This window comes from Candidatus Nanosynsacchari sp. TM7_ANC_38.39_G1_1 (assembly GCF_004138385.1).
Genome location: NZ_PQNZ01000004.1, coordinates 1 through 24,179, shown reverse-complemented (window position 1 = coordinate 24,179; position 24,179 = coordinate 1). Strand labels below are relative to the sequence as shown.

General features: G+C 48.4%; 28 protein-coding genes and 4 tRNA genes. 12 read left to right on the top strand and 20 right to left on the bottom strand.

The window, feature by feature from the left end:
• The 4 genes from G1ANC_RS00685 to G1ANC_RS00670 all read left to right on the top strand — a co-directional run.
• Positions 1-272 (top strand): HTH domain-containing protein (locus G1ANC_RS00685; RefSeq protein ID WP_129693120.1); only part of this gene is annotated, 272 nt, incomplete at its 5' end.
• A 2-nt stretch (positions 273-274) separates the two neighbouring features.
• Positions 275-682 carry an HIT family protein gene (locus tag G1ANC_RS00680; protein ID WP_129693119.1) on the top strand — a complete coding sequence of 136 codons (408 nt, stop codon included), beginning with the start codon at positions 275-277 and terminating at the stop codon, positions 680-682.
• Positions 679-1,134 (top strand): 23S rRNA (pseudouridine(1915)-N(3))-methyltransferase RlmH, encoded by a 456-nt coding sequence (locus G1ANC_RS00675; protein ID WP_129693118.1) that lies wholly within the window; start codon positions 679-681, stop codon positions 1,132-1,134. Before G1ANC_RS00680 ends, G1ANC_RS00675 begins: the two co-directional genes overlap by 4 nt.
• A 159-nt stretch (positions 1,135-1,293) precedes the next feature.
• Positions 1,294-1,647 carry a hypothetical protein gene (locus G1ANC_RS00670; RefSeq protein ID WP_129693117.1) on the top strand — a complete coding sequence of 118 codons (354 nt, stop codon included), beginning with the start codon at positions 1,294-1,296 and terminating at the stop codon, positions 1,645-1,647.
• 3 nt (positions 1,648-1,650) lie between these two features.
• Here G1ANC_RS00670 and G1ANC_RS00665 read toward each other — a convergent pair whose 3' ends face one another.
• The gene (locus G1ANC_RS00665) at positions 1,651-4,206 is read right to left on the bottom strand and encodes a valine--tRNA ligase (protein WP_129693116.1); all 2,556 of its coding nucleotides are present in this window, start codon (positions 4,204-4,206) and stop codon (positions 1,651-1,653) included.
• A 146-nt stretch (positions 4,207-4,352) separates the two neighbouring features.
• Between G1ANC_RS00665 and G1ANC_RS00660 the strand changes: the two genes are divergently transcribed.
• Complete coding sequence (locus G1ANC_RS00660) at positions 4,353-5,339, top strand: peptidoglycan bridge formation glycyltransferase FemA/FemB family protein (RefSeq protein WP_129693115.1); 987 nt, start codon at positions 4,353-4,355, stop codon at positions 5,337-5,339.
• On the opposite strand, the gene G1ANC_RS00655 is transcribed toward G1ANC_RS00660, so the two are convergent.
• Together G1ANC_RS00655 and tsaD are read right to left on the bottom strand one after the other, a co-directional pair.
• On the bottom strand, positions 5,325-5,918 hold the full coding sequence (locus G1ANC_RS00655) for an L-threonylcarbamoyladenylate synthase (RefSeq protein WP_129693114.1): 594 nt from the start codon (positions 5,916-5,918) through the stop codon (positions 5,325-5,327). The two genes, G1ANC_RS00660 and G1ANC_RS00655, sit on opposite strands and share 15 nt — an antisense overlap.
• Entirely contained in the window at positions 5,919-7,016 is a 1,098-nt protein-coding gene (gene tsaD / locus G1ANC_RS00650; RefSeq protein WP_129693113.1) for a tRNA (adenosine(37)-N6)-threonylcarbamoyltransferase complex transferase subunit TsaD, read from the bottom strand.
• Positions 7,017-7,062: 46 nt separating this feature from the next.
• Between tsaD and G1ANC_RS00645 the strand changes: the two genes are divergently transcribed.
• Complete coding sequence (locus G1ANC_RS00645; RefSeq protein WP_129693112.1) at positions 7,063-8,355, top strand: Mur ligase family protein; 1,293 nt, start codon at positions 7,063-7,065, stop codon at positions 8,353-8,355.
• Between the two features lie 33 nt (positions 8,356-8,388).
• Here the strand turns inward: G1ANC_RS00645 and G1ANC_RS00640 are convergent, their stop codons facing one another.
• Both G1ANC_RS00640 and G1ANC_RS00635 read right to left on the bottom strand, forming a co-directional pair.
• A complete protein-coding gene (locus G1ANC_RS00640; protein ID WP_129693111.1) occupies positions 8,389-9,420 on the bottom strand; it encodes a peptidoglycan bridge formation glycyltransferase FemA/FemB family protein in 1,032 nt (343 codons plus the stop codon).
• A gap of 68 nt (positions 9,421-9,488) precedes the next feature.
• On the bottom strand, positions 9,489-9,950 hold the full coding sequence (locus tag G1ANC_RS00635; protein ID WP_129693110.1) for a hypothetical protein: 462 nt from the start codon (positions 9,948-9,950) through the stop codon (positions 9,489-9,491).
• 89 nt (positions 9,951-10,039) lie between these two features.
• Here G1ANC_RS00635 and G1ANC_RS00630 point away from each other — a divergent pair, with 89 nt between their 5' ends.
• Positions 10,040-11,083 (top strand): bifunctional phosphoglucose/phosphomannose isomerase, encoded by a 1,044-nt coding sequence (locus G1ANC_RS00630; protein ID WP_129693109.1) that lies wholly within the window; start codon positions 10,040-10,042, stop codon positions 11,081-11,083.
• 84 nt (positions 11,084-11,167) lie between these two features.
• On the opposite strand, the gene G1ANC_RS00625 is transcribed toward G1ANC_RS00630, so the two are convergent.
• Together G1ANC_RS00625 and G1ANC_RS00620 are read right to left on the bottom strand one after the other, a co-directional pair.
• Positions 11,168-12,388 carry an ABC transporter permease gene (locus G1ANC_RS00625; protein ID WP_164997947.1) on the bottom strand — a complete coding sequence of 407 codons (1,221 nt, stop codon included), beginning with the start codon at positions 12,386-12,388 and terminating at the stop codon, positions 11,168-11,170.
• A gap of 5 nt (positions 12,389-12,393) precedes the next feature.
• Positions 12,394-13,275, bottom strand: a complete 882-nt coding sequence (locus G1ANC_RS00620; RefSeq protein ID WP_129693107.1) for an ABC transporter ATP-binding protein — start codon at positions 13,273-13,275, stop codon at positions 12,394-12,396.
• A gap of 137 nt (positions 13,276-13,412) precedes the next feature.
• On the opposite strand from G1ANC_RS00620, the gene G1ANC_RS00615 reads away from it, so the two are divergent.
• A tRNA-Ser gene (locus G1ANC_RS00615) sits at positions 13,413-13,502 on the top strand.
• A gap of 4 nt (positions 13,503-13,506) precedes the next feature.
• Here the strand turns inward: G1ANC_RS00615 and G1ANC_RS00610 are convergent.
• The 5 genes from G1ANC_RS00610 to G1ANC_RS00595 form a co-directional block, all read right to left on the bottom strand.
• The gene (locus G1ANC_RS00610; protein ID WP_129693106.1) at positions 13,507-13,929 is read right to left on the bottom strand and encodes a hypothetical protein; all 423 of its coding nucleotides are present in this window, start codon (positions 13,927-13,929) and stop codon (positions 13,507-13,509) included.
• Positions 13,930-13,933: 4 nt separating this feature from the next.
• Positions 13,934-14,056 (bottom strand): hypothetical protein, encoded by a 123-nt coding sequence (locus G1ANC_RS04200; RefSeq protein WP_256371593.1) that lies wholly within the window; start codon positions 14,054-14,056, stop codon positions 13,934-13,936.
• Between the two features lies 1 nt (position 14,057).
• Positions 14,058-14,134, bottom strand: a tRNA-Arg gene (locus G1ANC_RS00605).
• 33 nt (positions 14,135-14,167) lie between these two features.
• Positions 14,168-14,860, bottom strand: coding sequence for a hypothetical protein (locus tag G1ANC_RS00600; RefSeq protein ID WP_129693105.1), 693 nt, complete (start codon positions 14,858-14,860; stop codon positions 14,168-14,170).
• A gap of 71 nt (positions 14,861-14,931) precedes the next feature.
• Positions 14,932-15,024, bottom strand: a tRNA-Ser gene (locus G1ANC_RS00595).
• 123 nt (positions 15,025-15,147) lie between these two features.
• On the opposite strand from G1ANC_RS00595, the gene G1ANC_RS00590 reads away from it, so the two are divergent.
• Positions 15,148-15,588 (top strand): hypothetical protein, encoded by a 441-nt coding sequence (locus G1ANC_RS00590; RefSeq protein WP_129693104.1) that lies wholly within the window; start codon positions 15,148-15,150, stop codon positions 15,586-15,588.
• A gap of 39 nt (positions 15,589-15,627) precedes the next feature.
• On the opposite strand, the gene G1ANC_RS00585 is transcribed toward G1ANC_RS00590, so the two are convergent.
• Together G1ANC_RS00585 and G1ANC_RS00580 are read right to left on the bottom strand one after the other, a co-directional pair.
• Positions 15,628-15,715: transfer RNA gene (locus G1ANC_RS00585), tRNA-Ser, on the bottom strand.
• A gap of 22 nt (positions 15,716-15,737) precedes the next feature.
• The gene (locus tag G1ANC_RS00580) at positions 15,738-16,412 is read right to left on the bottom strand and encodes a ComF family protein (RefSeq protein WP_129693103.1); all 675 of its coding nucleotides are present in this window, start codon (positions 16,410-16,412) and stop codon (positions 15,738-15,740) included.
• 106 nt (positions 16,413-16,518) lie between these two features.
• Here G1ANC_RS00580 and G1ANC_RS00575 point away from each other — a divergent pair, with 106 nt between their 5' ends.
• On the top strand, positions 16,519-17,001 hold the full coding sequence (locus G1ANC_RS00575) for an Hsp20/alpha crystallin family protein (RefSeq protein ID WP_129693102.1): 483 nt from the start codon (positions 16,519-16,521) through the stop codon (positions 16,999-17,001).
• 154 nt (positions 17,002-17,155) lie between these two features.
• Here G1ANC_RS00575 and G1ANC_RS00570 read toward each other — a convergent pair whose 3' ends face one another.
• The 6 genes from G1ANC_RS00570 to G1ANC_RS00545 all read right to left on the bottom strand — a co-directional run bounded on the left by G1ANC_RS00570 (position 17,156) and on the right by G1ANC_RS00545 (position 19,632).
• Positions 17,156-17,617, bottom strand: coding sequence for a pilin (locus G1ANC_RS00570; protein WP_206660690.1), 462 nt, complete (start codon positions 17,615-17,617; stop codon positions 17,156-17,158).
• Between the two features lie 119 nt (positions 17,618-17,736).
• Positions 17,737-18,117 (bottom strand): pilin, encoded by a 381-nt coding sequence (locus G1ANC_RS00565; protein WP_129693101.1) that lies wholly within the window; start codon positions 18,115-18,117, stop codon positions 17,737-17,739.
• Positions 18,118-18,129: 12 nt separating this feature from the next.
• Positions 18,130-18,513 carry a pilin gene (locus tag G1ANC_RS00560; RefSeq protein WP_129693100.1) on the bottom strand — a complete coding sequence of 128 codons (384 nt, stop codon included), beginning with the start codon at positions 18,511-18,513 and terminating at the stop codon, positions 18,130-18,132.
• Between the two features lie 2 nt (positions 18,514-18,515).
• Positions 18,516-18,812, bottom strand: a complete 297-nt coding sequence (locus G1ANC_RS00555; RefSeq protein WP_129693099.1) for a hypothetical protein — start codon at positions 18,810-18,812, stop codon at positions 18,516-18,518.
• Entirely contained in the window at positions 18,809-19,255 is a 447-nt protein-coding gene (locus G1ANC_RS00550; RefSeq protein WP_129693098.1) for a hypothetical protein, read from the bottom strand. Before G1ANC_RS00550 ends, G1ANC_RS00555 begins: the two co-directional genes overlap by 4 nt.
• A complete protein-coding gene (locus G1ANC_RS00545) occupies positions 19,255-19,632 on the bottom strand; it encodes a hypothetical protein (RefSeq protein WP_129693097.1) in 378 nt (125 codons plus the stop codon). Before G1ANC_RS00545 ends, G1ANC_RS00550 begins: the two co-directional genes overlap by 1 nt.
• A gap of 140 nt (positions 19,633-19,772) precedes the next feature.
• Between G1ANC_RS00545 and G1ANC_RS00540 the strand changes: the two genes are divergently transcribed.
• Both G1ANC_RS00540 and G1ANC_RS00535 read left to right on the top strand, forming a co-directional pair.
• Complete coding sequence (locus G1ANC_RS00540; RefSeq protein WP_129693096.1) at positions 19,773-22,934, top strand: hypothetical protein; 3,162 nt, start codon at positions 19,773-19,775, stop codon at positions 22,932-22,934.
• A gap of 121 nt (positions 22,935-23,055) precedes the next feature.
• Complete coding sequence (locus G1ANC_RS00535) at positions 23,056-24,000, top strand: hypothetical protein (RefSeq protein WP_129693095.1); 945 nt, start codon at positions 23,056-23,058, stop codon at positions 23,998-24,000.
• Positions 24,001-24,179: the final 179 nt, after the last annotated feature.

Here is a 24,179-nt window from a genome sequence, read left to right as displayed (position 1 = left end):
CCGATGAAGAAAATAGCGCTATAACCAAGAAACTTCACTCTATCAAAAACCTTAATGACCGACAAAAACAAATTATATACTATCTAATATCCGACGATAGCCATTACGCTACCATCTCCTCGCACGCAGAATTAAACGCCATCTCTCGCCAAACTGCCGATAAAGATATAAAAGGTCTCTTGAATCTAGGATTGACCTTTTCTGTCAAGCAGGGGGCTTCCGTGCTGTACTACGCGTCTGATAAACTAAAAACTATGATAAACAAGGAGTAATTATGGACGATTCAATTTTTACCAAAATTATCAAAGGCGAAATTCCCTGCCGCAAAGTTTACGAAGACGATGATGTTATTGCCTTTCTCGATATCAACCCGCTCAGCGACGGGCATGTGCTAGTAGTACCCAAAGAACAGATTGATTTGATTTGGGACCTCGACAACGAGACTTACGCTCACCTATGGCAAACTGCCAAAAATATCGCTCAGGCTATCCAGGCCGAACTCAACCCCCTGCGCGTCGGCGTAGTCGTTGAAGGCCTCGACGTACCGCACGCCCATATCCATCTAGTGCCGCTGTATGACCGCGACACCTTGCAGCTCCATCACGACTACCCTGTCGATATTTCAGACGAACGGCTCGATAATATCGCCAACAGTATCAAAGAGCGCTTGATTGCCATATGATCACTGTTGTCGCCGTTGGTAAAAAGCATGAGGATTGGGTCTCAGGCGGCATCAAACGCTACCAAACGCGCTGCAAGCAGCCTTGGAGCTTTGAGTGGCAATTGATACCGCATAGCAAGCTAGATGGCCAGCAGGCCCTCCAAGAGGAGTCTGAGCGAATTTTAGCGCGTTTACACCCCCAAGATTTCATAATTCTGCTCGACGAACGCGGCCAGATGTTTGACTCGCCTGCCCTATCGCGCCAGCTAAACGAGCTCTTTGCGCAAGGTAAAAATATCACGATAGTTATCGGCGGCGCCTTTGGTGTCAGCGCAGCACTGACACAGCGCGCTAACCTGGTTTGGTCGCTATCACCGCTAGTCTTTCCGCATCAGTTGGTGCGATTGATCCTCGCCGAGCAGCTATACCGGGCTCAAGAGATTGTTCGCGGCAGCAAATATCATCACCAGTAGATGGCCAACCTGCGCGCTAAAACCTAGCGGTAATCTGTTTATGAACCGTCCGAACACTGCCTCAGACTAACTTATAATCTTATTTTTATGACATACTATTGACTTTTTATCATACTTGTGCTATATTTGTAAGCACAATACCTTAAAACAAACATAGTTATGACATATTTTACTCACATCATTAACACCTTATTCGCCGCACTTAGTCTGCTGATAGCTAGCGGCGTTGCTGTCCACGACGGGCATTTCGGGCATGCTATTGATATCAGTTTGACGCATGATTATTCCATGCAAAAGCTCAGCTCGCAAGATTTGCGAACTATCAACGAGTCGCGAATGCAGCACACTCATTCCGAGCATAATCTCTCAGAAGGCATGCTCAGCAACAGTTTTCGCTACCAATCGCCTAGCATTTCGCCAGATCGCCGCCATCACCACAAAAATATTTTAGCCTTATTAGAAGAAGGCGGCCGGCACGCTTTTGATAACGCAAATTTGCCAGTTATCGACTAGCTTTTACTTGTTCGACACAACTTGCAGCTCGTTCTGTAGCCGGGTAATTAGTTCTTGTTTTTCGCGCAGCGCCTTGCGTGACTCTTCGACCAAGGCTGCCGGCGCTTTGGCTGCATAGTTTTTATTAGCTAACCGCGATTCCAGCATCTGTACGTGCTGGCGTTCCTCAGCCAAGCGCTTCTCTAGGTTGGTCTGATGTTCATAAAGCGTCTCATCATCGATATCTAGCCATGCATCGCGTCCGCTAGCCGCCAGGCGTAATCCTCTAGCCTGCTCAACATGTTCGACCGAAGTAGCATGTGCCAATTTCTTGATCAAATCGGCATTATCAGCCACCAGCGAATCGTCCATATAGAGCAAACCGTAACGTTTGTTGCCCGGCAGTTCGCTAACTACGTAGCGTGCTTCTGATACTAAATCTTTCAAGCGGCCGAATGCAGCAGCAGCGATATCGTCGTACTCTAGGCGGTCTGGCATAGTTTCGCTAGCCAAGATCGTATCGTGCCACGGCAAAGCCTGCCAAATTGTTTCGGTCAAGAACGGCGCGAATGGGTGCGTTAACCGCAAAATTGTGTCTAAAACATACGCGTTCATGTCGATATTTTGCTCAACTTTGCTAGCCTCGATATACCAGTCGGCTACATCATCCCAAACGGTGTGATAAATCGTCTCGCCAGCCTCAGCGAAATGATAGGTCGCAATCTGCCGATCTAGCGACTGTGCTGCCTCGTCTAGTTGGCGAGCAATCCAGTGGTCAGCCAGCGATTGTAGTTGCGGGCTGACCGTTGGCGTGCGGTCGCCAACCAAATTTTCAGTATAGCGAGCAATATTCCACAGCTTGTTGCAGAAATTACGAGCTGCTACTACCTTGCCAGTATTAAACGCTTGCGGCTGGGCAGCACTGCGGCTAGCAATAATACCCATACGTAGCGCATCCGAGCCATATTTCGCCACTGTCTCCATCGGATTGATGACATTGCCCTTGCTTTTGCTCATCTTGATACCCTTTTCATCAAGCACTAAACCATGCAAGTACACATGCTTGAACGGCACCTGGCCAGTCCGATATAGGCCCAGCATAATCATCCGCGCTACCCATGCAAACAAAATATCGCCTGCTGTCTCCATGACGGTATTCGGATAATACTTGGCCAGTTTGCCAGCATCCAAATAATCGGTAGTGATATACGGCCACTGGCCGCTACTGAACCAAGTATCAAGCGTATCCTCCTCGCGGCGATACGTTGTACCATCTACAACGATTTCTTTCTTATCGACTTCTGTGCTGTAGCGCCAATCGTCTAGATTGGTCTTGGACTGAAACATTGGAATCGGAATGCCCCACGGTATCTGGCGGCTGATATTCCAATCTTTGATATCTTTGAGGTATTTAATGACAACATCGCCTTTATTTTCAGGGGTAAACGTCACTTCCTTGCGCTCAATCGTCGCGATAGCGTTATCGGCCAATTGGCGCATTTTGACGAACCATTGCTCTTTGGCAAGCGGCTCGATGACCGAACCGCATTTGTAGCAATGTCCAACCTGGTGTTCGATGTCTTTTTCGCCGCGCAGCAATTCGTCTATTTCGAGCGCTGCTAAAACGCGTTTACGAGCTTCTAGCGCCGTCATGCCGACAAATTGACCCGGCACATTGATCATCTTGCCGTCAAAATCAATTACTTGAACTAATTCTAAATTGTGGCGCTTGCCTACCTCAAAGTCATTCGGGTCGTGTGCTGGTGTAATTTTCACCATACCAGTGCCATAAGCTGGATCGACATAATCGTCAGCGATGATGGGAATTTCGCGCTTGACAATCGGCAGCAGCGCTTTGCAGCCGACAAGGTCTTTGTAGCGCTCGTCGTTTGGATTGACCGCTACGGCTACGTCGCCAAACATCGTCTCGGGACGCGTCGTAGCGATAACAATTTCGCCGACTTTATCGATTAGCGGATAAGCGATTTCCCACAACTTCCCTTTTTCATTTTTGTGAACAACCTCGTAGTCCGAAAAACTCGTCTGGTGCTGCGTACAGTAATTGACAATGCGTTCGCCCCTATAAATATAGCCGTCCTGCCACATCTTTTCAAAAGTATCGTAGACAGTTTTGATAACTTTATCGTCGAGCGTGAATACCAAATCGTCCCAATCAGCGCCCACGCCAATCGCCCGCAGTTGTAATTCCATATCGCCGCGGCGTTTAGCTACGAAATCCCATACCTGCGCGTATAATTCTTCGCGGTTGAAGTCAAAGCGCGTCTGGCCGTGCTTTTCTAGCTCGCGCTCGTAAACTACCCAAGTTTCAAAGCCAGCATGGTCAGCCCCCGGTATATATACAGCATCATAGCCTTGCATACGGTGATAACGTACTAAAATATCTTGAATTGCCGACCCTAAAGCGTGCCCGACATGCAAATTGCCGTTAGCATTTGGCGGCGGCATCACAATCGCGTACGGCTGGCCCTGCCCTTTCGGTTTAAATACGCCAGATTCCTCCCACAAGGCGTAAATTGACGGTTCATATTCGTTCGGAGTATAAGTTTTAGCTAAGCTCATTTCATTCTCGATTCATTTCACGTGAAAATTAGCAAAATAACCAAGCATAGCAATTCCACAGTTTGCTATTCCTCACCTCTTGCTGTTTTTTATTCCACGTGTTTGTGTTCTATCCTATTATAGCACAAACGATGTATACTAAACATATGATTGATACAATACTATGCGACGAAAAAGCTGCCTGGGACAAGACTGTTGCTAAGTTTGGCGGGCACCCGCTGCAGCTTTGGGGATGGGGAGAAGTAAAAGCGGCTCACAATTGGCATGTTCAGCGAATTACTATAGTTGACGGCAACGAAACAATTGGCGCTGCGCAAATATTACTGAGAAACCTGCCTAAACCGCTTAATCAATTATGCTACATTCCGCGCGGGCCAGTTTACAAACAAGGCAGGGAAGACGATGTTTTGGCGGCAATTGTTAATTACGTTAAGCATAAGCTGCCATGCGCTGTGCTAACTATTGAGCCAGATACTGAACATCCGCTACGCGCCAAAGGTTGGCGCCAATCGCCAAACAATATTCTGCTATCGCGTACTTTGATTTTGGATTTGACTCATACAACCGACGAACTATTGGCCGCGATGACCAAAAAAACCCGCCAGTATATTCGTAAATCCGGCCGAGCTGGACTTGATATCAAACCGGTAAAAACGCACCAAGACATCGCTGCTTGCCTCGAAATCTACCGCCAAACTGCTAAACGCGCTAAATTCGCTCTGCACGACGACCAGTACTATTACGATATTCATGACAAACTAGGGGAGAACTCGCAGATTTTTGCTGCTTACGAAGACAATCGCCCGATATCATTTCTTTGGCTGGCGACGAGCCGCGAAACCTCATTTGAGCTATACGGCGGTATGAATGATCGCGGCCAAGCCTTGCGCGCTAACTACGCGCTGAAATGGCACGCTATCGCAGAATGTAAGCGGCAGGGAATTAAGCGTTACGACATGAACGGCCTGCTCAACGACGGTGTTAGCAACTTCAAGCACGGCTTCGCTAGCCATGAGAATAAATTAGCTGGTACTTATGATTATCCGATGAGTCCATTCTACCCAGTTTGGCGGCATGGATTACCGCTAGCTAAAAGAGCTATCCGCAGCACCAAAAAATTACTTGGTAAATAACCGATCTATATCAACAGCCCCGTGGCGAAATATAATGATATTTGCATGCTCATCGAGGCCGATAATAGTTGACGGCTGATTATTAGTTATAGTGCCGCTATCGACATAAAAATCGACCTTGTCGCCAAAATAGGCTTTAGCTTCAGTAATTGTCGACGAAATTGGCCGGCCTGGCACATTAGCGCTAGTAGTCATCAATGGTCCAGTTTGCGCTAAAAGCCGCGACAGCGAAGGGTCATCGGGAATACGCACGGCTAAGTTATCTCGCGTTTGCTTGAGATAAGTAGCGACATTATCGGCATTAATAACAACGCTAATTTGACCAGGCCAAAACTTGGCTGCTAACGATAATTGGCTAGAGTCTAGTCCTAATTTCGCCAAATCATTAATTGAACTAGCGATTAGCGTTCCTGGTTGGCTAGTGCGCTTCTTGGTGTCGTACATTTTTTGGATCGCTGCTGGATCAGCGGCCCGTGCTACAAGACCATAAACTGTGTCAGTAGGCAGTACGCCAATACCGCCGCCATTCAAAATATCGATCAATCCATCATTATCAACAGAGGTAAATAGTTGTGGCATTTACAACGCTCCGGTCTTATTCCAGGCGGTTTTGGACATTGACAGGCTAGGGACTACCTCGAGAGTATACGGATCGGCTGGAGTACTCAGTCGAGCTTGCTGATAACCTAGCGCCGCAATCATTGCCGCATTATCAGTACACAGCTGAATCGGCGCGTACTCAATGTTAATCGGTAGTTTCTGGCGCAGTTGGCGGCGCAGTTCTTGATTAGCAGCTACGCCGCCAGCAATTACCACCGATTGCGGTCGAAAGTCCTGAAAGGCCCGCAAGGTACGCTCAACTAGCGTTTCGACGGCTACTTTCTGGAAGCTAGCTGCAAAATCGTGCTGCTGCAAGCTCGTGACAAGCCCTGGGAGCTCATGCGATGGAAAAGTGAAGTCTTTGCCTACTTCGCGCTGCACGGCCCTTAAAACAGCTGTCTTGAGGCCTGAGAACGAAAAATTATACGGATTATCGAGCTTAGCTTTGGGTAAATGGTATCTATCAGGATTACCCGACTCAGCCGCGCGCGCAATCGACGGGCCGCCAGGGTAGGGCAAGCCGAGAATTTTGGCCACCTTGTCAAAAGCTTCGCCGACAGCGTCGTCTTGGGTTTGCCCCAGCAGTTGATAATCACCGTGGTCGCGAAAGAGCACCAACTGCGTGTGTCCACCAGAAACAATCAAGGCCAAAAGAGGAAAGCGCGGCTGGAATTTTGGCAAGGCAAGCTGAACAGGCCCGGGTGCTTGCTCGGTAATAAAATTGGCGTAGACATGTCCCTCGACGTGATGCACCGGGTAAAGCAGTTTGCGATGTAAAATCGCTAACGTTCGCGCTGCTAGCGAACCAACCAGCAGCGAACCAATTAAACCTGGCGCGTAGGTCACGGCGATAGCATCAATGTCGTCCCAAGTGCAGTTCGCTTGAGCGAGAGCTTCGTCGACGACTGGGCCGATAGCCTCGATATGGCTGCGCGCTGCGATTTCGGGCACCACGCCGCCAAAATGCGCGTGAATATCAATTTGCGACTGCACCACATTTGACAACATCCGAAAACCGTCCTCAACTACGGCTGCCGCGGTTTCATCGCAGCTTGACTCAATTCCCAAAACCTTCATCTACTTAATTGTACCACCGCCAAGAGGTCGATGCTATAATATCGGTATGAATTCACTCAAGAAAACTTTGAAAAAGGCCATTCCCGCTAGTTTATACCAATCAATTGAGCCAACTTATCATCTATTGACAGCTACTGCCGCTGCTACCAAAGCTGGTTATCCAGCGCACAATATGCGCGTCATCGGCGTGACTGGCACCAACGGCAAAACCTCGACCTGCTTCATGATCCACAAAATGCTGACTGAGGCTGGCCTCAAAGCAGGGTTGATGACTACTGTCGCTTACGGTGTCGGCAATGATATTACGCCGCAAGTTGCTCATATGACAACAGTTTCAGCGCCGCTGCTACAAAAACGATTAGCGGAATTCAAGAAACAAAATGTCGAATGGGTAGTTTTGGAAGTGACTAGCCACGCGCTAGCCCAGCACCGTACCTTTGGCGTACCAATCGAGATCGCCGTCATGACTAACGTTACGCACGAACACCTCGACTATCACAGAACTTTTGAGCGCTATTTAGCTGCTAAGACCAAACTATTTAAACTAGCCAGCCGCGTCGGTATCATTAACGCCGACGATCCGTCTGCTGAAACTTTTCGCCAGGCCGTCAAACAATCGGTCAGCTACGGCCTCAAATCTGGCGATTGGCGGGCGCAAGATATCAATTTGAGCGCCCACGGCAGTGATTACACAGCGTTAATTGATGGCGATTCTTACCATATTCATGTCAATATCCCAGGCGAGTTCAATGTTTATAACAGCCTAGCGGCGGCGGCTGTTGGCCGCGAGGTTGGCTTAACTAAAACCCAAATTGAGCGCGGAATTGCCGCTTTAGCGGGCGTAGAAGGCCGCATGACAGTGGTCGACGCTGAACAGCCGTTCTCGGCGATTGTCGATTTTGCGCACACGCCAGACTCGTTTGAACGGTTGCTAAATGATGTTAGAAACACAACGAAGGGCAAGCTAGTGGTATTGTTCGGCTCGGCTGGCCGCCGCGACGAAGCTAAACGCGCCATCCAGGGCGAAATCGCTGGCAAATACGCCGATGAGATTGTCTTAACCGAGGAAGACGATCGTGATATCGATGGCAATGCCATACTATCGCAAATCGCCTCGGGCGCTGAAAAAGCTGGCAAAAAACGCGAGGAAAATCTCTTCCTAGTGCCAGACCGCACTGCGGCCATTAATTTCGCCGTCTCGCGAGTATCCAGCTCAAAAGATACTGTTATATTCCTAGGTAAAGGACACGAAAAAACTATTGAACGCGCCGACGGAGCTCACCCTTGGAACGAAATCGAAACAGTGCGGCAAGCAATTTTGAATATTAAAGCTAAGTAGCGACGATTAGGGCTGAGAATGCTTCTAAGTGGCCTAATAGTATGATTCATGATGCCGGGCGAAGTATAATCGGCGCACTAATCGTTCGATATATTTGCTCCAAAGCCGCGACTTAATAGGCGAAACTGGAATCTCGAAAGCGCCAATATAGTCAGTGATATGCTTATTGAAGCTAGTTTTGAAGCGCCCCAAGCCATAGCGCGGATGATTCGGGTTACTCATTTCATCGGAAGCTGGCGTACCGCAGAGGTCGTGTTCGAGCGAGCCATGCTCTTTAGCCCATTTGATTACTTCCCATTGCAGGCGGTGACTAGCACCGTAGGCCGTACGCTTGCGAACCGAAGCGCCATCTTTGTAAGTACTTTTAGTACCCAGAATCACCGCAAAAGCACCAGCCACCAGCTGATCTTGACAATAGGCAAAAAATAGCTGACCTTGACCGGCATCAGCATATCGCTGGTAGAATTCACGGTAGTATTGCGGCGAACGAATCGTAAAGCCAGCGCCATCGGCCGTTTCTTTGAACAAATCATACATCGCCTGGCAAGTTTCATCATTGACCGGCACCCGCTTGATGATAACACCGTCGCGATCAGCGCGGCGAATAGCGTGGCGGCCCTTTTGCGGCAGATTCTTGAGAATCGTATCAATATCGCTATGTAAATCAACCACCACAGTCGAAGCATTGTACTGAATCGGTTGAGTAGGCAACAGTTCAATCATTGAAACGTCAGTACCACGCAATAATTCCGGCTCAATTTTGATAGTAAAAACGCCCTGCTGGCGAGCAAAATCGCGCAGCACTGGCACTACCAAGGCTAACTCGCTAGCGGTTGCTACGCCCGGACCTTTCGGGATATACCACACTTTGCCGAACAGGGGAATATGCTTTTCGATAACACCAATCGCTAACTCGCCGCAGATAATAAAACGTGGCCGCCAGTTAGCCAGCCGTTTCAAATTTAAAAAGACCGACCCTTGCAGCATATTGCCGCGATCGCTATTACGAACCACTAGATTATCCCAGCGGTTGATTTCATCATCAGTTGCAAAACGAATAGTCATAACTATAGTATAACACCTCCGAGGAGGGCTTACGGAGGTGTTATCGCGTGATTAACAGAGAAAATCTATTACGGCTGCGGGTTTGATAAGAAATCAATCTCTTTAATGACATCAAGCAAAGCCTGAGCGCGGCGAGATTCATCAGCAATATTTTTGGCGGCCTCATGCGCTGGCGCAATCAAGGTTTTGTCGTCCGTCGAGCGAATCAATAGCAGATAAGTGTCAAATTTTTCTTCAGCAGAGATGTTGAGCTTATCTACCAGCGGTCGAAGCTCTTTGATGGCTTCGTTCTTGACATTATCAAGATCGTTGTCAGCAACTGGCGTAACTGTAGCTGATGTTTTAGCCGGTTTTAGCTGTGCAACTGGTTCCGGCTCCGGCGCTGGCTCTGGCGGCAAATCAGGCAGCGGCGGCAATTGTGCTGCTGGTTGTGCGCTCGTTGCGCTCGCGCCGTTACTTACGCCAGCCAAAACCTTAGCGAGATCCTGATCGTCGCTAATTGGCTGCGTTGTTTGCGGTTTTATATCCATGTGCCCACCCTCTTCATTACTTTTATGCTTTATTTAGTATATACTGTATCATAGTTATAGGAAATATCGCAAGAGAAAGGTGATTTTACATGCTAGATGACTCTAATATTTTGAAGCAAAGAGACAACGGAGGTGCTCTCGAAGTTGCAGCTAAACTCTATCAACAGGCAAATTTTGACTGCCAACTGCGCGATGCCGAGCACGACGGCCGCGAACTGCGCAACATCATCGTCGCTGGCATGGGCGGCTCGGCGCTAGCGGCCGACCTCGCTAAGTCGCTGCTCAACGACACGCTATCAATTCCGTTCAACGTCGTCAAGGACTACGGTTTGCCGCATTACGCCGATCACAATACCTTAGTTATCGCTAGCAGCCACTCTGGTAACACCGAGGAAACTCTATCATGCCTCAAGCAGGCGATTGAACACGGCTGCCAAATTGCTATCATTGCTACTGGCGGAGAACTTAACGAGATTGCTCAACGAGAACATATCCTATCAGCACTCATTCCCAAAGATTGCCAGCCGCGCATGGCCGTTATTTATTCGCTGCGAGCGCTATTTGAAGTGCTTAATGCCTTCAAGTTGATTGACCGCACCTACATTGACGAACTAGCAGCTATTAGCACTTGGCTAGAGAAAGAAAGCGCGCTCTGGACCAAAGATGTACCGACCAAGCAAAACTACGCCAAGCAGCTGGCCTTAATCGCTGTCGGCAAAACGCCGGTTTTCTACGGCGGTAGTTTGATGGCGCCGCTAGCTTATAAGTGGAAAATTAGTTGGAACGAAAATGCTAAAAACGTTGCATTCTGCAACTATTTGCCAGAATTCAGCCACAACGAATTTATTGGCTGGACTAGCCACCCGGTCGAGAAGCCTTTCGCGGTATTTGATTTGCTAAGCGATCTCGAACACCCGCGCATCCTCAAACGCTTCTCGCTCAGCGATCAGATGCTATCTGGCAAACGCCCAAAATCAAACGTGGTACCGCTCGCAGGCAAAACACCGCTACAGCAGATGCTGTGGGGTTGTATTTTAGCAGATTTTGCCAGTATTTACGTGGCAATTCTCAATAATGTCGACCCGACCCAGGTTAACTTAATTGAAAAGTTCAAAAAAGCCCTCGAAAAATAAACGCGCGTGGAGATAAGTAAAAATAAAATAGACAGAATAAGCGCTGTCTATTTTATTTATCGTCTATCGGTAGAAATTAGGGCTCTAGTGGTATTGCCGCAGCGATTCAATAGTATTCTTGCGCGCCGCTTTCAGGGCAGGGTAAGTACCGAAGATTACGCCAGATCCAACCGCCATCAACAACGCCGCAATCGCCGTCGACCAGGTCATTGTCGGCCCAAAGCTCATTTGCGAACTAATAATCACAGCTAACAAACAACCAACCAGATAACCGCAAGTGCCGCCCAGCAGGCTAATCATCAGCGACTCGACTAAAAATTGCCCGATAATTGTCCGCTGGCTAGCACCAACTGCTTTACGGATGCCGATTTCGCGGGTGCGCTCAGCCACGCCAACCAGCATGATATTCATGATACCGACGCCGCCCACTACCAGCGAAATCGCTGCAATGGCCGCCATCACCGCTGTTAAGGCACTAAACAATTCGCCAGTCGGCCGGCCAATATCAGCACCATTTAGGATAGTAAAGTTTGCTTCTCCTAGGTGTTGTTTGAGAATTTTCTCCTTCAGCTGGTCTTTAATGGAAGAGATGTTATTCTTGTCCTTTGCCAGAACGTTAATTTGTTGAATCTGCGTACTGCCTTTGTGCAGCAATTTGCCTTGATTATAAGAGACAAAAATCGCATTACCATAATCAACGGTATTATAGTTAACTGGGTTAGCGCCAGTCTTAACAACGCCGATAACCGTAAACTGCTGGCCGTACATCGTGAACATCTGGCCAACCGAACGATCGGTATTGAATAGTTTAGTTGATAGTTCGCTGCCGATCACCACCGCTGAATCGTCAGTTTCTTCACCGAGGAACTGGCCGGCGTTCATTTTGATATCTGCCGTCTTGATAAACGCAGGAGTAGTAGAAAGTACAACATTATTAGCCACCTCAGCTCGAGAGGTTTTAGCGGTAGCATTCAAAATCATTAGCGGCACCACTGCGTCAATACCGTCAATTGACTTAGCAGCCTCGATATCAGCCTCGGTCAACGAGCTAGTACCGAATAACTGCTGCCCAGCTGGGTTGAGATAGGCATTCAAATCGCGCGTCTGCGCGCCTGGACGGACGATCATTAGCTTGCCGTCATAGGTATTAACTTGGTTAGAAATCATTCCGCGAGCACCGTCGCTAATCGCCAAAATACACGTCACGCTAGCCACGCCGATAGCAATACCCAGCGCGGTCAGTACCGTACGCGCGCGGCTGCGCCGCAATGTTTGATAAGCATCGGTGATGTGTTCAACTGTCATTAACCTCATTTTTCGTCGTCCTCGCTCTTTTTGGCTGTCTTTTTAGGCTTATCTTTGATAGCTTCTTTGGCTTTTTTAGTGTCCTTATCCTTAGCATCCTTGGCGTCCGCATCATTCTTGTCTTTAGAAGCGTCTGATTTATGCAGTGGGATTGCCACCTCCTTTGATTCGGTATGCGCTTCAACCGTCACGCGGCGATCGCTAGCAACCTTGCCGTCAAGCATGTTAATCACGCGGCTAGCATAGCTAGTCAGATTCGGGTTGTGAGTCACCATGACGATAGTGTTGCCTTTTTTGTGCAAGTTAGCCAGTTCCTCCATAATAACGTGGCTAGAGCGGCTATCAAGGTTGCCGGTCGGCTCGTCGGCTAGAATGATGCTCGGTTTATTCACTAAAGCCCGCGCAATCGCCACGCGCTGCATCTGACCGCCCGATAGCTGCCACGGCATGTAATATTCGCGCTCCTGCAAATGGAACGACTTTAGAATGCTACTAGCCATTTCCAGACGCTTGACGCGCGGTACACCTTTGTAAATCAGCGGCAAAGCAACGTTTTCCAGCACCGTCAAGCGATTAATCAAATTAAAACTCTGGAAAACGATACCAATCTTGTTAGAGCGAATTTTGGCGTACTGACGCTCTGATAGGCGAGCGGTCGAATGTTCTTCGAACAGATATTCGCCCTGGTCAGGCCGATCCAAAAAACCAATGATATTAAGCAAAGTCGTCTTGCCGCAGCCGGACGGCCCCATCACAGCGATAAATTCGCCCTCGCGGATGGTAAGATCAATCTCATCAAGCGCATCGTGCGCCGCGTCGCCTATACCGTATATTTTTGTAAGTTTTTTAAGTTGAATTATCGGCCTTGCTGTCTTTCGCGCTGTCATATTAATCTATTATAGACAAGTGACGTTTAATAAATCAACCGATGAAGATTGTGTAAAATACTACATTTTTAATTAGTCAGGCACAGAGTGAAGCGCAATTCATATTTCTGGCGTTTTCTGGTAGAATTGTAAGCGAAGGAGAGGTGACCGAGTGGTTGAAGGTGCACGCCTGGAACGCGTGTGTGCGAGCAATCGTACCCAGGGTTCGAATCCCTGTCTCTCCGCCAAATATCACACCGCTTGGCTCGACGCCAAATCAGGAAACTTTGCCTCTAGTCGGCGCAAGCGCTTGTCTAACGAACCATACAAAGTATCGTCCACCAGCTCGCGGCTGCCAGATTCGTGGTAAAGTTCAAGTCGCAGACTAGCAATCTCGGCATGAATTTTGCCGTCTTCAGCTTTTAGCTCATTGAAGCCCTTATCCATTCGCAAATCCATATCTTTCACGATATCAACCAACGTTTTATGGTCGTTGCGAATATCGGCGAGCTGTTCATCAATTTGCTCAAAGCGCTTGTCTATCTGCTCAAAGCGCTTATCAATCTGAGCAAAGCGTCTGTCAATTTGCTCAAACCGTTCGTTCATCGTTTTCGCCAAATTGGCAACGATATCACTTAGTTTTTGTATCTGATTGGATAATTCCTCATTAGTCATACTTCTATTTAATCACAAACATCAGCAGCATAGCAACTGTCCGCCAAACGAAAAGCGTCCGCCCAGCAGGGTAGACACTCTCAATCATCAGACACGAACCATCCGATCCAGGCTCGTATAAAAACACATGGTACACCCGGCGCGATTCGAACGCACGACCTCTGGTACCGCAAACCAACGCTCTATCCAGCTGAGCTACGGGTGCTAACTAGCTGATAATAGCATACTCAAACACTTTTCACAAGTGAAGCTTGGCTAGTATCCTATCGATAAAATCTGGCTTGACTTCTTTCATCGGCAGGCGCGCCGCTAGCATGTCGACAATTTTCTCGCCTGATTCCTCAGGGAAGTAAATATTCTGCCCTAGTTGGAAGCGCTTGCGCGGAATTAGCGCAATATGATGAACATTATTGATAGTGACAACATCAAACGATTTAAACTGATCATACAGCATTAGCCGGTCGCGAACATACAGACCCTTGCGGGTCAAGGTATAATCAATAATCTCTGGCGGCCGATGCGCGTACACACCCAGCGCCACCGCCATCACTGGCAACAAAATAGTGAATGTCAGCGAATTAAACGCAAAATAAGCAATCGCCATCATTATGAGCGTCGCTAGCGCCAAAGCTGCATACCACATCATTGAACGCTCGCTATAGAGATGTTCTGGACCTTGCCAGCGCACAAGAATTTCGCTATCGTCAGGCTCGACCGCTGGCGTTGCATCATCGCCAAATGCTGAAGTATCGCTCTCTACTGAATTAAGACCAGTTGGAGCAGTTGAATCTGCCGCCTCGGCATCAACTGAAGCCGGCTGGGTCGATTCTGCACTCGTATTTAACTCTGCTTCTGAAACAGCCGCTTGAAAAGGCGCCCCAGAAGCTGTCTCTGCTGGTTTTTGCCAATCTTGCGATGAGTCGTCTTGCATAACCGCATTATATCATGGCTGCAGTGATTACCACAAAAAAATAGAGGACAACAAACGGCCTCTACTTTTCTTGGCGGAGGAGGGGAGATTCGAACTCCCGCTACAGGTCTCCCCGTACTAACGATTTAGCAAACCGTCCCCTTCAGCCACTTGGGTACTCCTCCGAACGAAGCTATCACCAATAGTAAAGCTCCAATCGCTACCAGTTTAGCATATTTTACCATTGCTGCATAGATTTTTGATGATAACCATGTATACTAATAATTAGAAGGACTTCAAAAATCATTATGAAAAGCACTAATATTATCATTAGAATCCTAGCTTCAATCACCATCGCTATTGCTGCGCTGTCGCCGCTGCCGGTAGCAGCTATCGGCTCAATTGCAGACGGCGCTAGTTCGGCGCGCGGTGCCGACCAGCCAACCACCTTATTCGGCGAGTCTGGCGTATTTTCACGAGTGAGTAGTGTCTTACTATTCATCGTTGGCGCCGTTGCTGTAATCATGCTCATCATCGGCGGGCTAAAATATATCGTATCTGGCGGCGACGCCTCGAAAGTTCAATCAGCCAAAAACACCATCCTTTATGCGCTAGTCGGTATAATCGTGGCAATTCTGGCCTACGCGGCCGTTAATTTCGTCATCGGCAATTTTATACCTAGCCCATCAGGTAGCGGTATTGGCGGCAGCGGTACTACTACTGGCGGCTATGGCGCCTCCAGCCGCTAAAATAATTTCATTTTTATAAAAGTAAATAAGGCATTTTCTTGGCGGAGAGGGCGGGATTCGAACCCGCGGTGAGTTGCCCCACGCTGGTTTTCAAGACCAGTACCATCAACCACTCGGTCACCTCTCCAGCGAACCCATTATATCAGAGATTAGCTACCCTGGGTAGGCTGCCGCGCTACTATCGCCACCGACACCTTTTCGAATCCGCTAGCCAGCAGAGCTTTGGCAGCATAATGCAATGTCGCTCCAGTAGTGTAAATATCATCGATCAATAAACAGCTAGCAGCCTCTGAGCTGTCGCAAACAAAAGCCTGCTTCGCTTGCTGCCAGCGCTCGCTCTTATCGGCAGTATGCTGGACTGATGAGGTTCGTCGATGCAGTATCGTACGATAAGGGAGCTTTCGGCGCCTAGCAAACTCCTTGGCTAACCTCGCTGCGTGATCGAAACCGCGCTGGCGAACGTGCGACGCAATCGTCGGCACTGGCACCACAATTGTCTCGACAGGTAATTCTGATACGCGCGTATCTAGCAAATCAACAATCTCGCGATAAGCACCGCCAACTCGTTCGAATTTATAAGCACCAATCAACAGCTTCAAAGCGCCGCTTCGTTCGCCAACATACCAAGCATTTTTAAAAGGCGCTCTCGGCTGGCAGCGCTGGCATAAACCGCTGGAATTACGAATAGTTTTCGCGCACAGCAAGCACCGCCGCGAAGCTCGCGAGATGATGTTATTTTTACAATTATCACAAATAATCCTGCCAATTTCACCGCAAGAACAACAGTAGTGGGGCGCTAGTATATCGAACAGGGAAATCATCATTGTGTTTTTTACACTCTTATGGTTTATACAGTTGATTATACGCTATGCATAGTCTATAATGATAGTATAAATTTCAATCAGCCAACGAGAATAGTGGAGGACATCAATGGCACGTAAACAAGATGACGATCTGTTGATCGGAGACGAGCTGGCTGCAGCATTTCTCAACGATGACAGTTTAACGAACGACAATAACTCGCCAGCCGCAGCGGCACCTCAGCAGCAGGCTGATGATAGCGCCTGGCAAGAGCAGGAAGAAGACTTTCCGGGCCAGCTAGCCGTTGACGTCTACGAGACTGACGAATTGCTAGTGATTAAGGCTCGTACCGCTGGCGTCAACAAGGAAGACCTCGATGTTAGTATCTCTGACGGTATCTTGACCATCAGCGGCACACTATCGAGCGGCGACGACACCGCCGTTTCGCGTTGGCATATCCAGGAATGTTATTGGGGCGAATTTAGCCGCACGCTAGCACTACCAGTAGCTGTCAAAGAAGACGAAGTTTCGGCAGTGCTCAAGGATGGCGTCCTGACGATTAGCTTCACCAAGGTCAAGCAAGAACAAGCCAAGAAGATCGCTATCCAATAGAGCAGGGAAAATTAGATAAAATAACCCGCAAGCAAGCGCAAGCGGGTTTTTTGTTGCATAAACCAAAAACTAGCGTACCGGCGGGAGAAAGCGAAACATATAAAATAACCGCGCCAATTTAAGCGCGGTTATTATGCTTTGAAAGCAACAGGTACTATTCTGACTTGACGAAGCTAGAGATCACGAAGTTGACTGCCGCGTAAGCTAGAATTGCCACTACAATACCAACTATTGAATACAAGATGGTATTCTTGGCCGACTGCACCTGGGTCTGGTCGCCCTGCGAGGTGACGTAGCGAAAACCGCCAATGATCAACATGATTACCGACACGGCACCGATGATAAATAGCAAAACGTTAGTGACAATACGGAAAATAGGCGTCTGACCCTGATCACAACCGTTTTCATTGCCAAACAGACAGGCTGATTGGTCATCACCTTTGGCAGCCCCAGCCCCGCCTGATATATTTAACGATTTCTCTTCAACTCTTCCTGAGGATTTCGTCGGAGCAGCAAACGCTGGCGCCGGCTGAAGCATCACGCCAGCTACCGACAATACCAGCGCAGGCACTACCAGCAAGCCGAAAATACTGTCTTTATTTAATTTAATTCTCATACGATCGATCCTTTCTGTATGATTTATTGATCTTATACAGATTATTATACAACATTTGGTAAATAATTGGGATTGCTTTTACACTTCATTACGAGGTAGTAACGGGTAGTGAAACCGAATCAGACAAACTGAGCAACAACAAAACTAACAATCGCATAAGCAGCTATCGACACTACCACACCGATAACAGCGTACAAAATAGTATTTTTAGCCGATTGCATTTGAGTCTGGTCGCCCTGCGAGGTAACATAGCGAAAACCGCCAATAATGATCATAATCACCGATACGGCACCCATCAGAAACAAGAGAATATTTGTAACCGTCGTCAATATAGTACTGAGATCTCCAGGGGTACCGCTAGCTCCCGATGCTGTCAATCCCTGGTCTATACATTGTTTGGCACTACCGCAAGATGCGGCCTCTACTGGCACTCCGGTCAAAGCTATCATTACCGCACCCAATGCTACAATCGACGCTGCTATTAGTATGTTCTTTTTCATAATTGCTCCTTTCTAACCATACAAACTATCAACAACCAGCTGCACAATCGCCCTAGCGGCTATAGCCACCAATAGTCCGACAACGGCATACAAAATAGTACTTTTAGCTGATTGCAATTGTTGTTGGTTGCCCTGCGAAGTAACATACTTAATGCCGCCAACAATAATCATAATCACCGCTATTGCTGCCAGCAGCCAAAATGCCCAGCTAATAGGCGTAGAAATAGTCGAGTGCGAATTGTCTATCTCGTTATGTTTAACGAGGTCGCAGTCCTCGCCACCATAGAGGCCTTTATCACAGGCGCCATGCAATTGAGCTGCTCGAGCCACCGTTGGCATAACTAACATCGACACGATTCCAGCAATTACAATTGCTAACACGGCTATTCTACGCATAATTATAGAAAAGCTCCGTTAACAAACATTATTATTGCCGCTGACATATAGACAACTATCAAGCCGACAACGGTATACAACATAGCATTTTTAGCCTGAGCCACCTTACCAGGTTCACCTTGTGACGTAGCATAAATAAACCCGGCGATCACCAGCACAATAACTGCAATAACTGTCGCCCAGAAGTAGGCCAGCCTTATCATACTTGGCAAAGCGTCATTATCCGTCTTGGTTGGGAAATATAAGATGCTATCCGTATCAATTTTGCGTGCGGCGAGGACAATCGTTTGCCAAATCATATGATATCTCCTATAACATTAACAATTTGTACAGCAAGCATCGCTATTACGAAGCCTATCAACGCGTTTTGCACCGTTTTTTTGGCGCCAGCGACGCCTTCTGGCGAGCCAGTACTATATATATAGGCAACGCCGCCTTTGATCACGAAAAATATAGCTACATACATAGACGCTATCAAGAGACAGCGTACAACATTAGCGCCTATTTTAAACCCAGTGCGGCTAAAATCAATCTTGTCAGGCTCGCTAGTTGACTTCAAACCTTCAAACTCGCAGTCGCCGCTAGAACTTCTCGTCATCATACCGTTATACCAGGCAGGCATAGCAACAACATAAGCATCGCACGAGGCATCAGCCTCGGCGTAAGCGGCTGGCGAAATAGCAGTCGAAAGAACAACCCCGCTCGTCAATACCAATGCCAAAGCCAAAAATACACGCTTCATCAGTTGAAAATCCCCCCTGGAATTAGCCAGTTCAGCGCTAGATACATTAGACCAAACGCTATAATGCCAATGGTCGTATTAGTCATAATCGTTTTAGCTTGGGCAACGCGGTTACTATTAGCATCGCCGCTAGCATAAAGGATACCCGCCCAAATAAACATACCAATCGCCACAATTCCGACCAAAACAACCAGTATCGTCAAGAAAAAATTAAGTAAAGCAAATATAGCCTCGCTATCCTCAGCCTTGGAACAAATTTCATCTGGCAGCACTGCACAGTCTAGCGCATAAACCGGCGCAGAAAACCACAACAGCAGACTAGCCGCACTAACTACAGTAACGATACGGGTTATTGGGATTGTTAGTTTCTGTTTCATTATAATTGTACAATTTATTTATGCTCGTACCATTGAGTATAGCGCCACTATCATAAATATGCAAATATTTTGACAGATACGCCTGTCTCTGGTGTTATTAATTGACTTTTGATGCTAAAAGTGCTACAATAAATGAGAGTATGCGGGATTGGGTAAGAACATGCCTGCAGGGTAGGATATCCTTGCGGCAAGGATTTTTAGTGCTCTCGGCAGTAACGATAGCATTATTTGCTAGTGTTCTAGCACTATCGCGGCCAGCGGCGGCTGCCGATGCCGAACGCAACACCAAAAACGATACCGTTATTTACCAGAAACACACCTATACCAGAATCGACAAAACGTCGTTTGCTAGCGGCGAAAAAACCAAAAGTCTGCCGATCACTGGCTACGACGGCTACAAATACGAAGACAACGAAGGTATCCACCTCATCTTGACCGAAGGCGATGCCAAAACTGCCACCGAAGGCCAGGCGGTTAGCTATCTTTTGCGCAGCGGTATATACGATCCATCGACGCAATCCTCATCAGCCAAAGTATCTATCGCCAACGCACCAGAAGCAGACAGCGATGACGACGGCGACAACTGTAAAGTTAACGTCGGCTGGTTCGTCTGCCCGGCTACGCAGCTTATCGCTGACCGGATGGACGGCGTACTCGACATCATCAAAAGTTTCCTAATCGTCCACACGCTGCAAACCGATACCACCAAAAACAACCCGATTTACGAAATCTGGCAAAAAGTCCGCGACGTTTCTAATGTCTGTTTCGTCCTGGTGTTTTTGCTGATTATTTACGCGCAAATCACCAACCAAGGCCTGAGCAACTATGGCATCAAATCAATGCTGCCGCGCTTAATCATTGGGGCTATTTTGGTCAACGTTTCGTATTGGATATCTGGAGCTCTGGTCGATGTTTCAAATGTTCTCGGCTCGTCACTGCAGCATTTTTTCACTGATGTCAGACATAGCTTGTCCGGCTACGGTCGTCTCGGCGACGAGTTGTCGTGGACTGGCGTCACTGGAGTAGTTCTGGCTGGCGGCGGCGTGCTTGGCAAGGTAGTTGTTGCCAACGGCGGTATCGGTCCGTCGCTGACACTACTGACCACGATGCTAGTTGGCGCCATCGTCGCGGCCATCGTAGCAATGGTTATTTTGGCCGTGCGCCAAGCTCTAATCACGCTGTGTATCATCGTTGCGCCGCTAGCTTTCGTTGCTTACGTATTACCAAGAACAAATAAGTACTTCGATAAATGGAAAGATCTATTTGCCACTATGCTATTGATGTTCCCGATTATATCGTTTGTTTTCGGTGCATCACAGCTAGCTGGCTACGCTATCATCGCTAATGCTGGCGACTCAATTACCCGAATTATTGTCGGACTAGCCGCACAGATCGCACCGATTGCCGTCACGCCGCTTATTATCAATATCAGCGGTAATTTGCTCGGTAAAATCGCTGGATTCGTCAACAATCCGAACCGCGGTATCATTGATCGCACCCGCAACTGGGCGCAGGAACGCGCTGCTTACCAAGCTGCCAAAAATCGCGCTGGCAAGAGCCTAATCAACACCGACAGAGGTATCTTCAGAAGGTCGCCGAAGCTAAAAAGAGCCGCCCGCGCCATCAACAGAGCCCACGGCAGCCGCGCTAACTTTGTCAACTCGGCCGTACGGCGGCAACATCGCCGGACACAGCGCCGTAAAGGCTTAACCGCCGCTTACGAAGCCGCTGCCAGCAACAACGCCACTGAATGGGATAACGACCGCTACGGCCGACGCTCTGTCCAGACAGTCGAGGGCGAAAACGAAGCCCGCAAATCAGAAATCGGCAACACCTTCTACGCCACGCCGCACGGCCAGGCGCTTGAAGCACGCCGACGCCGGGCCAGTATCCATAAATCCGAGCTTGACAACGCTTTCGACCGCGGCCATCAAAATCTGACGCACCGCCAACAACTCGCCGAAATCGACAAAACCCGCGTCCAAAACGAATTCAGCGAAACCCGCGCCGGCCAAGAAGTCGACACCGCTCGCCGCACCGTCGAGGCGCACAAACAGCGTATCAGCAACGATCAGCAAGCCCGCTGGGACACCTTAGTGCAAACCAGCCCGGGCTATAAAGCGCTAGAATTAAGCGTCAAGAAGAGCGAATTCGACGCTGCCCGCGCCAAAGAAAAACTCGGCAAGATGCACGCCGAAATCATCGCCCAGGGAGACCAAAGCGAACACGTAGTCAACCTGCGCGGCGCCGACATTCCAACGCAAAATTATGTGCTACACGTCGCCCGCGACATCAAACGCGCTAACATCGAGACCAATCTAACCGCCAGTGCCAAACGCGCCGCCGAACAGGCACTAGCCAGCGAAGTCAACACTATGATGCTCGATAACACCGTCCGAGTCGACGGCAAACTAGTCCGCGAATACGCCGCTGGCATTGGCAGCCAATCGGCAGTGCTAGCCGAATACGTCGCGAAATCGCGCAAAGAAGCCGGTGAAAAGATTGCGCAGCAAACCGAATTAGCGCACCACTTCAAGCTCGACCCTGGGCAAATTGAGGCCTTGGCCACCGGCAGGTTAGGCACCGACGCCGCTGGCCAGCCAATTACCCAATTACGCGTTACCGACGCCGCTGGCCGCAGCTATGCATTCGACGCCCATGACGAATACGTCCGCGATATGGCTATCGCCGAAATATTCAATGTCGGTTCGCACGACCAAAAGATGAGTGTTATTAAACAAACCGGTAGAGTAGTTGATGAGCACGGCAACGTAATCTCTACCGGCTACAACTACGACTTCCGCCGCTCGGTCGAGCAGGCCATCATCAAAACTAAGTTCATGCAGGCAGCGCCAGCTCTCAACGACAAGAGTCTCCCAGCCATCCTTAACGGCGAATTTAACGGCGATGAAAGCTTGCAATACCACTCGTTCCGCGAGATTCTCGAGGGCCGCATCAAAACCAGCACCATCGCTAATGCTAACGCCAACTCGCTAGCTATAATGTTCAATGAAATCGACCTGAATGCCATGACCAGAGCGCAATTCGACAAGCTTATTGAGGATAGCATCAGATCCGAGCAAAAGAAACTCGGTGAAAAGGGCTTGCCGAACAGCGAAGCGGACGCCCGCCAGAGCCTAATAAAGCGGTTCAACAAGCGGCGCCGAAATGCCCGCAAGATGGCCGTTCAGGTACTCAGCACGCCAACCGTCCGCCAAACTTTGACCGACCAAGCCGTCGACGTACTCAAAAAATTTGCTGGCGATTTGTACGACGGCGATGATGACGACGATGATGATTAGCGAAAAATAGCACTGCCGGCTTGATTATTTCGCCATAAAGATGTATAATAATACTACAAATGCGAGGTGGGTCGCATAGACATCATAAGCCACTAATCCCGAAGGAGGGGATTGAAGTTTTATGGTAAAAGGTTCAAATCTACTAGAGGGTCTACTCAATAAAGAGGTTAGCCGCGGTAAGCTACTAAAGGCCGCAGGAATCGGTCTAGGATTATTGGCCGCGGGAGCTTGCGCCGCTGAAAACTCTGGCTCCGCAGGACCAACCGACCCAACAGCCGACACAAAACCCGTGCCGAGACCAACTCCTGAAGCAGCAACGCCAACACCCGTAGAAACCGCCAAGCCGGTAGAGCAAGAACCTCTACCAGACCCTGAACAGCTTATCTCGCGCGAAAGAGCAGAGAAATTATTTGAATTTCCAAACTGGAAAAGCGCGGTCGCCGAGGCCGGAAGCGAAAAAGCCGCTGCCGACAGCATAGCTGAAAAACTCAGGGGTATGGTAGACGGCATTCTTAACCCTCTATCCTTAGTTAGCGAAGAGGATCGTGCAGAGCTAGGGCTAGGGCAGCGCATTCAGAACGAAGAACTAAATAATTTCCGCGAAAATCTCCAAAAACGTGTCACGAAACTATTTCTAGAACTTACGACGGTCGATCCTACCCAGGGGTCTATACCAGAATCTATGGCATGGCTTGCTAAAAGAGGAGGAAATAACACTTTAGTAGCTCTGACCCAATGCGGCAATCCTGAATCGCTAAATGGAGACCCATTGTTCTCCAGAACTGTTGAACGCGAAGGTGACTTAGAAGGAAAAGGAAAGGTATTGTATCTCACCATTTTTCCAACCCAACCGCATAAAATAAGAATCGGGACCTCCTTTGTCATGAGAGACAACCTAGACCCAGAGTCTGACTCAACTGCTTGTCAAGAATTAGATAGAAATATACAAAAAGATAGCGAAGCTAGCGAAAGCAAGTTTTTCGTATTTGACTTCACACCACCGGAAGAAGAAGGTCCTATGAGGCTAATAGATTTCAGAATAAAGGATTCAGTCAACGAACCGTAATAACTGTAAACCGCATAACTATACCAAAATAAAAGGCGTTTATAATAAGCTGTGAAAATATAAGTGAAACTGTTTTTAAGAATGCAATGAGGAGTTTTGGATTTAAAACTAGCACCCCGCGCTCCGATGGCGACTTAACAGAGTTTTCAATAACCCCGCACGATAATAGCATACACCTA

Excerpts from the sequence above, each read along its gene's own strand:
- G1ANC_RS00600 (WP_129693105.1), bottom strand. The coding sequence starts at position 14,860 with ATGCAAGACGACTCATCGCAAGATTGGCAAAAACCAGCAGAGACAGCT.
- G1ANC_RS00660 (WP_129693115.1), top strand. The coding sequence starts at position 4,353 with ATGATTGATACAATACTATGCGACGAAAAAGCTGCCTGGGACAAGACT.
- G1ANC_RS00580 (WP_129693103.1), bottom strand. The coding sequence starts at position 16,412 with ATGATGATTTCCCTGTTCGATATACTAGCGCCCCACTACTGTTGTTCT.
- G1ANC_RS00620 (WP_129693107.1), bottom strand. The coding sequence starts at position 13,275 with ATGACAGCGCGAAAGACAGCAAGGCCGATAATTCAACTTAAAAAACTT.
- G1ANC_RS00645 (WP_129693112.1), top strand. The coding sequence starts at position 7,063 with ATGAATTCACTCAAGAAAACTTTGAAAAAGGCCATTCCCGCTAGTTTA.
- G1ANC_RS00545 (WP_129693097.1), bottom strand. The coding sequence starts at position 19,632 with ATGAAACAGAAACTAACAATCCCAATAACCCGTATCGTTACTGTAGTT.
- G1ANC_RS00535 (WP_129693095.1), top strand. The coding sequence starts at position 23,056 with ATGGTAAAAGGTTCAAATCTACTAGAGGGTCTACTCAATAAAGAGGTT.
- G1ANC_RS00570 (WP_206660690.1), bottom strand. The coding sequence starts at position 17,617 with ATGAGAATTAAATTAAATAAAGACAGTATTTTCGGCTTGCTGGTAGTG.
- G1ANC_RS00665 (WP_129693116.1), bottom strand. The coding sequence starts at position 4,206 with ATGAGCTTAGCTAAAACTTATACTCCGAACGAATATGAACCGTCAATT.
- G1ANC_RS00630 (WP_129693109.1), top strand. The coding sequence starts at position 10,040 with ATGCTAGATGACTCTAATATTTTGAAGCAAAGAGACAACGGAGGTGCT.
- G1ANC_RS00670 (WP_129693117.1), top strand. The coding sequence starts at position 1,294 with ATGACATATTTTACTCACATCATTAACACCTTATTCGCCGCACTTAGT.
- G1ANC_RS00680 (WP_129693119.1), top strand. The coding sequence starts at position 275 with ATGGACGATTCAATTTTTACCAAAATTATCAAAGGCGAAATTCCCTGC.
- tsaD (WP_129693113.1), bottom strand. The coding sequence starts at position 7,016 with ATGAAGGTTTTGGGAATTGAGTCAAGCTGCGATGAAACCGCGGCAGCC.
- G1ANC_RS00640 (WP_129693111.1), bottom strand. The coding sequence starts at position 9,420 with ATGACTATTCGTTTTGCAACTGATGATGAAATCAACCGCTGGGATAAT.
- G1ANC_RS00575 (WP_129693102.1), top strand. The coding sequence starts at position 16,519 with ATGGCACGTAAACAAGATGACGATCTGTTGATCGGAGACGAGCTGGCT.
- G1ANC_RS00555 (WP_129693099.1), bottom strand. The coding sequence starts at position 18,812 with ATGATTTGGCAAACGATTGTCCTCGCCGCACGCAAAATTGATACGGAT.
- G1ANC_RS00625 (WP_164997947.1), bottom strand. The coding sequence starts at position 12,388 with ATGACAGTTGAACACATCACCGATGCTTATCAAACATTGCGGCGCAGC.
- G1ANC_RS00635 (WP_129693110.1), bottom strand. The coding sequence starts at position 9,950 with ATGGATATAAAACCGCAAACAACGCAGCCAATTAGCGACGATCAGGAT.
- G1ANC_RS00675 (WP_129693118.1), top strand. The coding sequence starts at position 679 with ATGATCACTGTTGTCGCCGTTGGTAAAAAGCATGAGGATTGGGTCTCA.
- G1ANC_RS00610 (WP_129693106.1), bottom strand. The coding sequence starts at position 13,929 with ATGACTAATGAGGAATTATCCAATCAGATACAAAAACTAAGTGATATC.
- G1ANC_RS00590 (WP_129693104.1), top strand. The coding sequence starts at position 15,148 with ATGAAAAGCACTAATATTATCATTAGAATCCTAGCTTCAATCACCATC.
- G1ANC_RS00655 (WP_129693114.1), bottom strand. The coding sequence starts at position 5,918 with ATGCCACAACTATTTACCTCTGTTGATAATGATGGATTGATCGATATT.
- G1ANC_RS00540 (WP_129693096.1), top strand. The coding sequence starts at position 19,773 with ATGCGGGATTGGGTAAGAACATGCCTGCAGGGTAGGATATCCTTGCGG.
- G1ANC_RS00550 (WP_129693098.1), bottom strand. The coding sequence starts at position 19,255 with ATGAAGCGTGTATTTTTGGCTTTGGCATTGGTATTGACGAGCGGGGTT.
- G1ANC_RS00560 (WP_129693100.1), bottom strand. The coding sequence starts at position 18,513 with ATGCGTAGAATAGCCGTGTTAGCAATTGTAATTGCTGGAATCGTGTCG.
- G1ANC_RS00565 (WP_129693101.1), bottom strand. The coding sequence starts at position 18,117 with ATGAAAAAGAACATACTAATAGCAGCGTCGATTGTAGCATTGGGTGCG.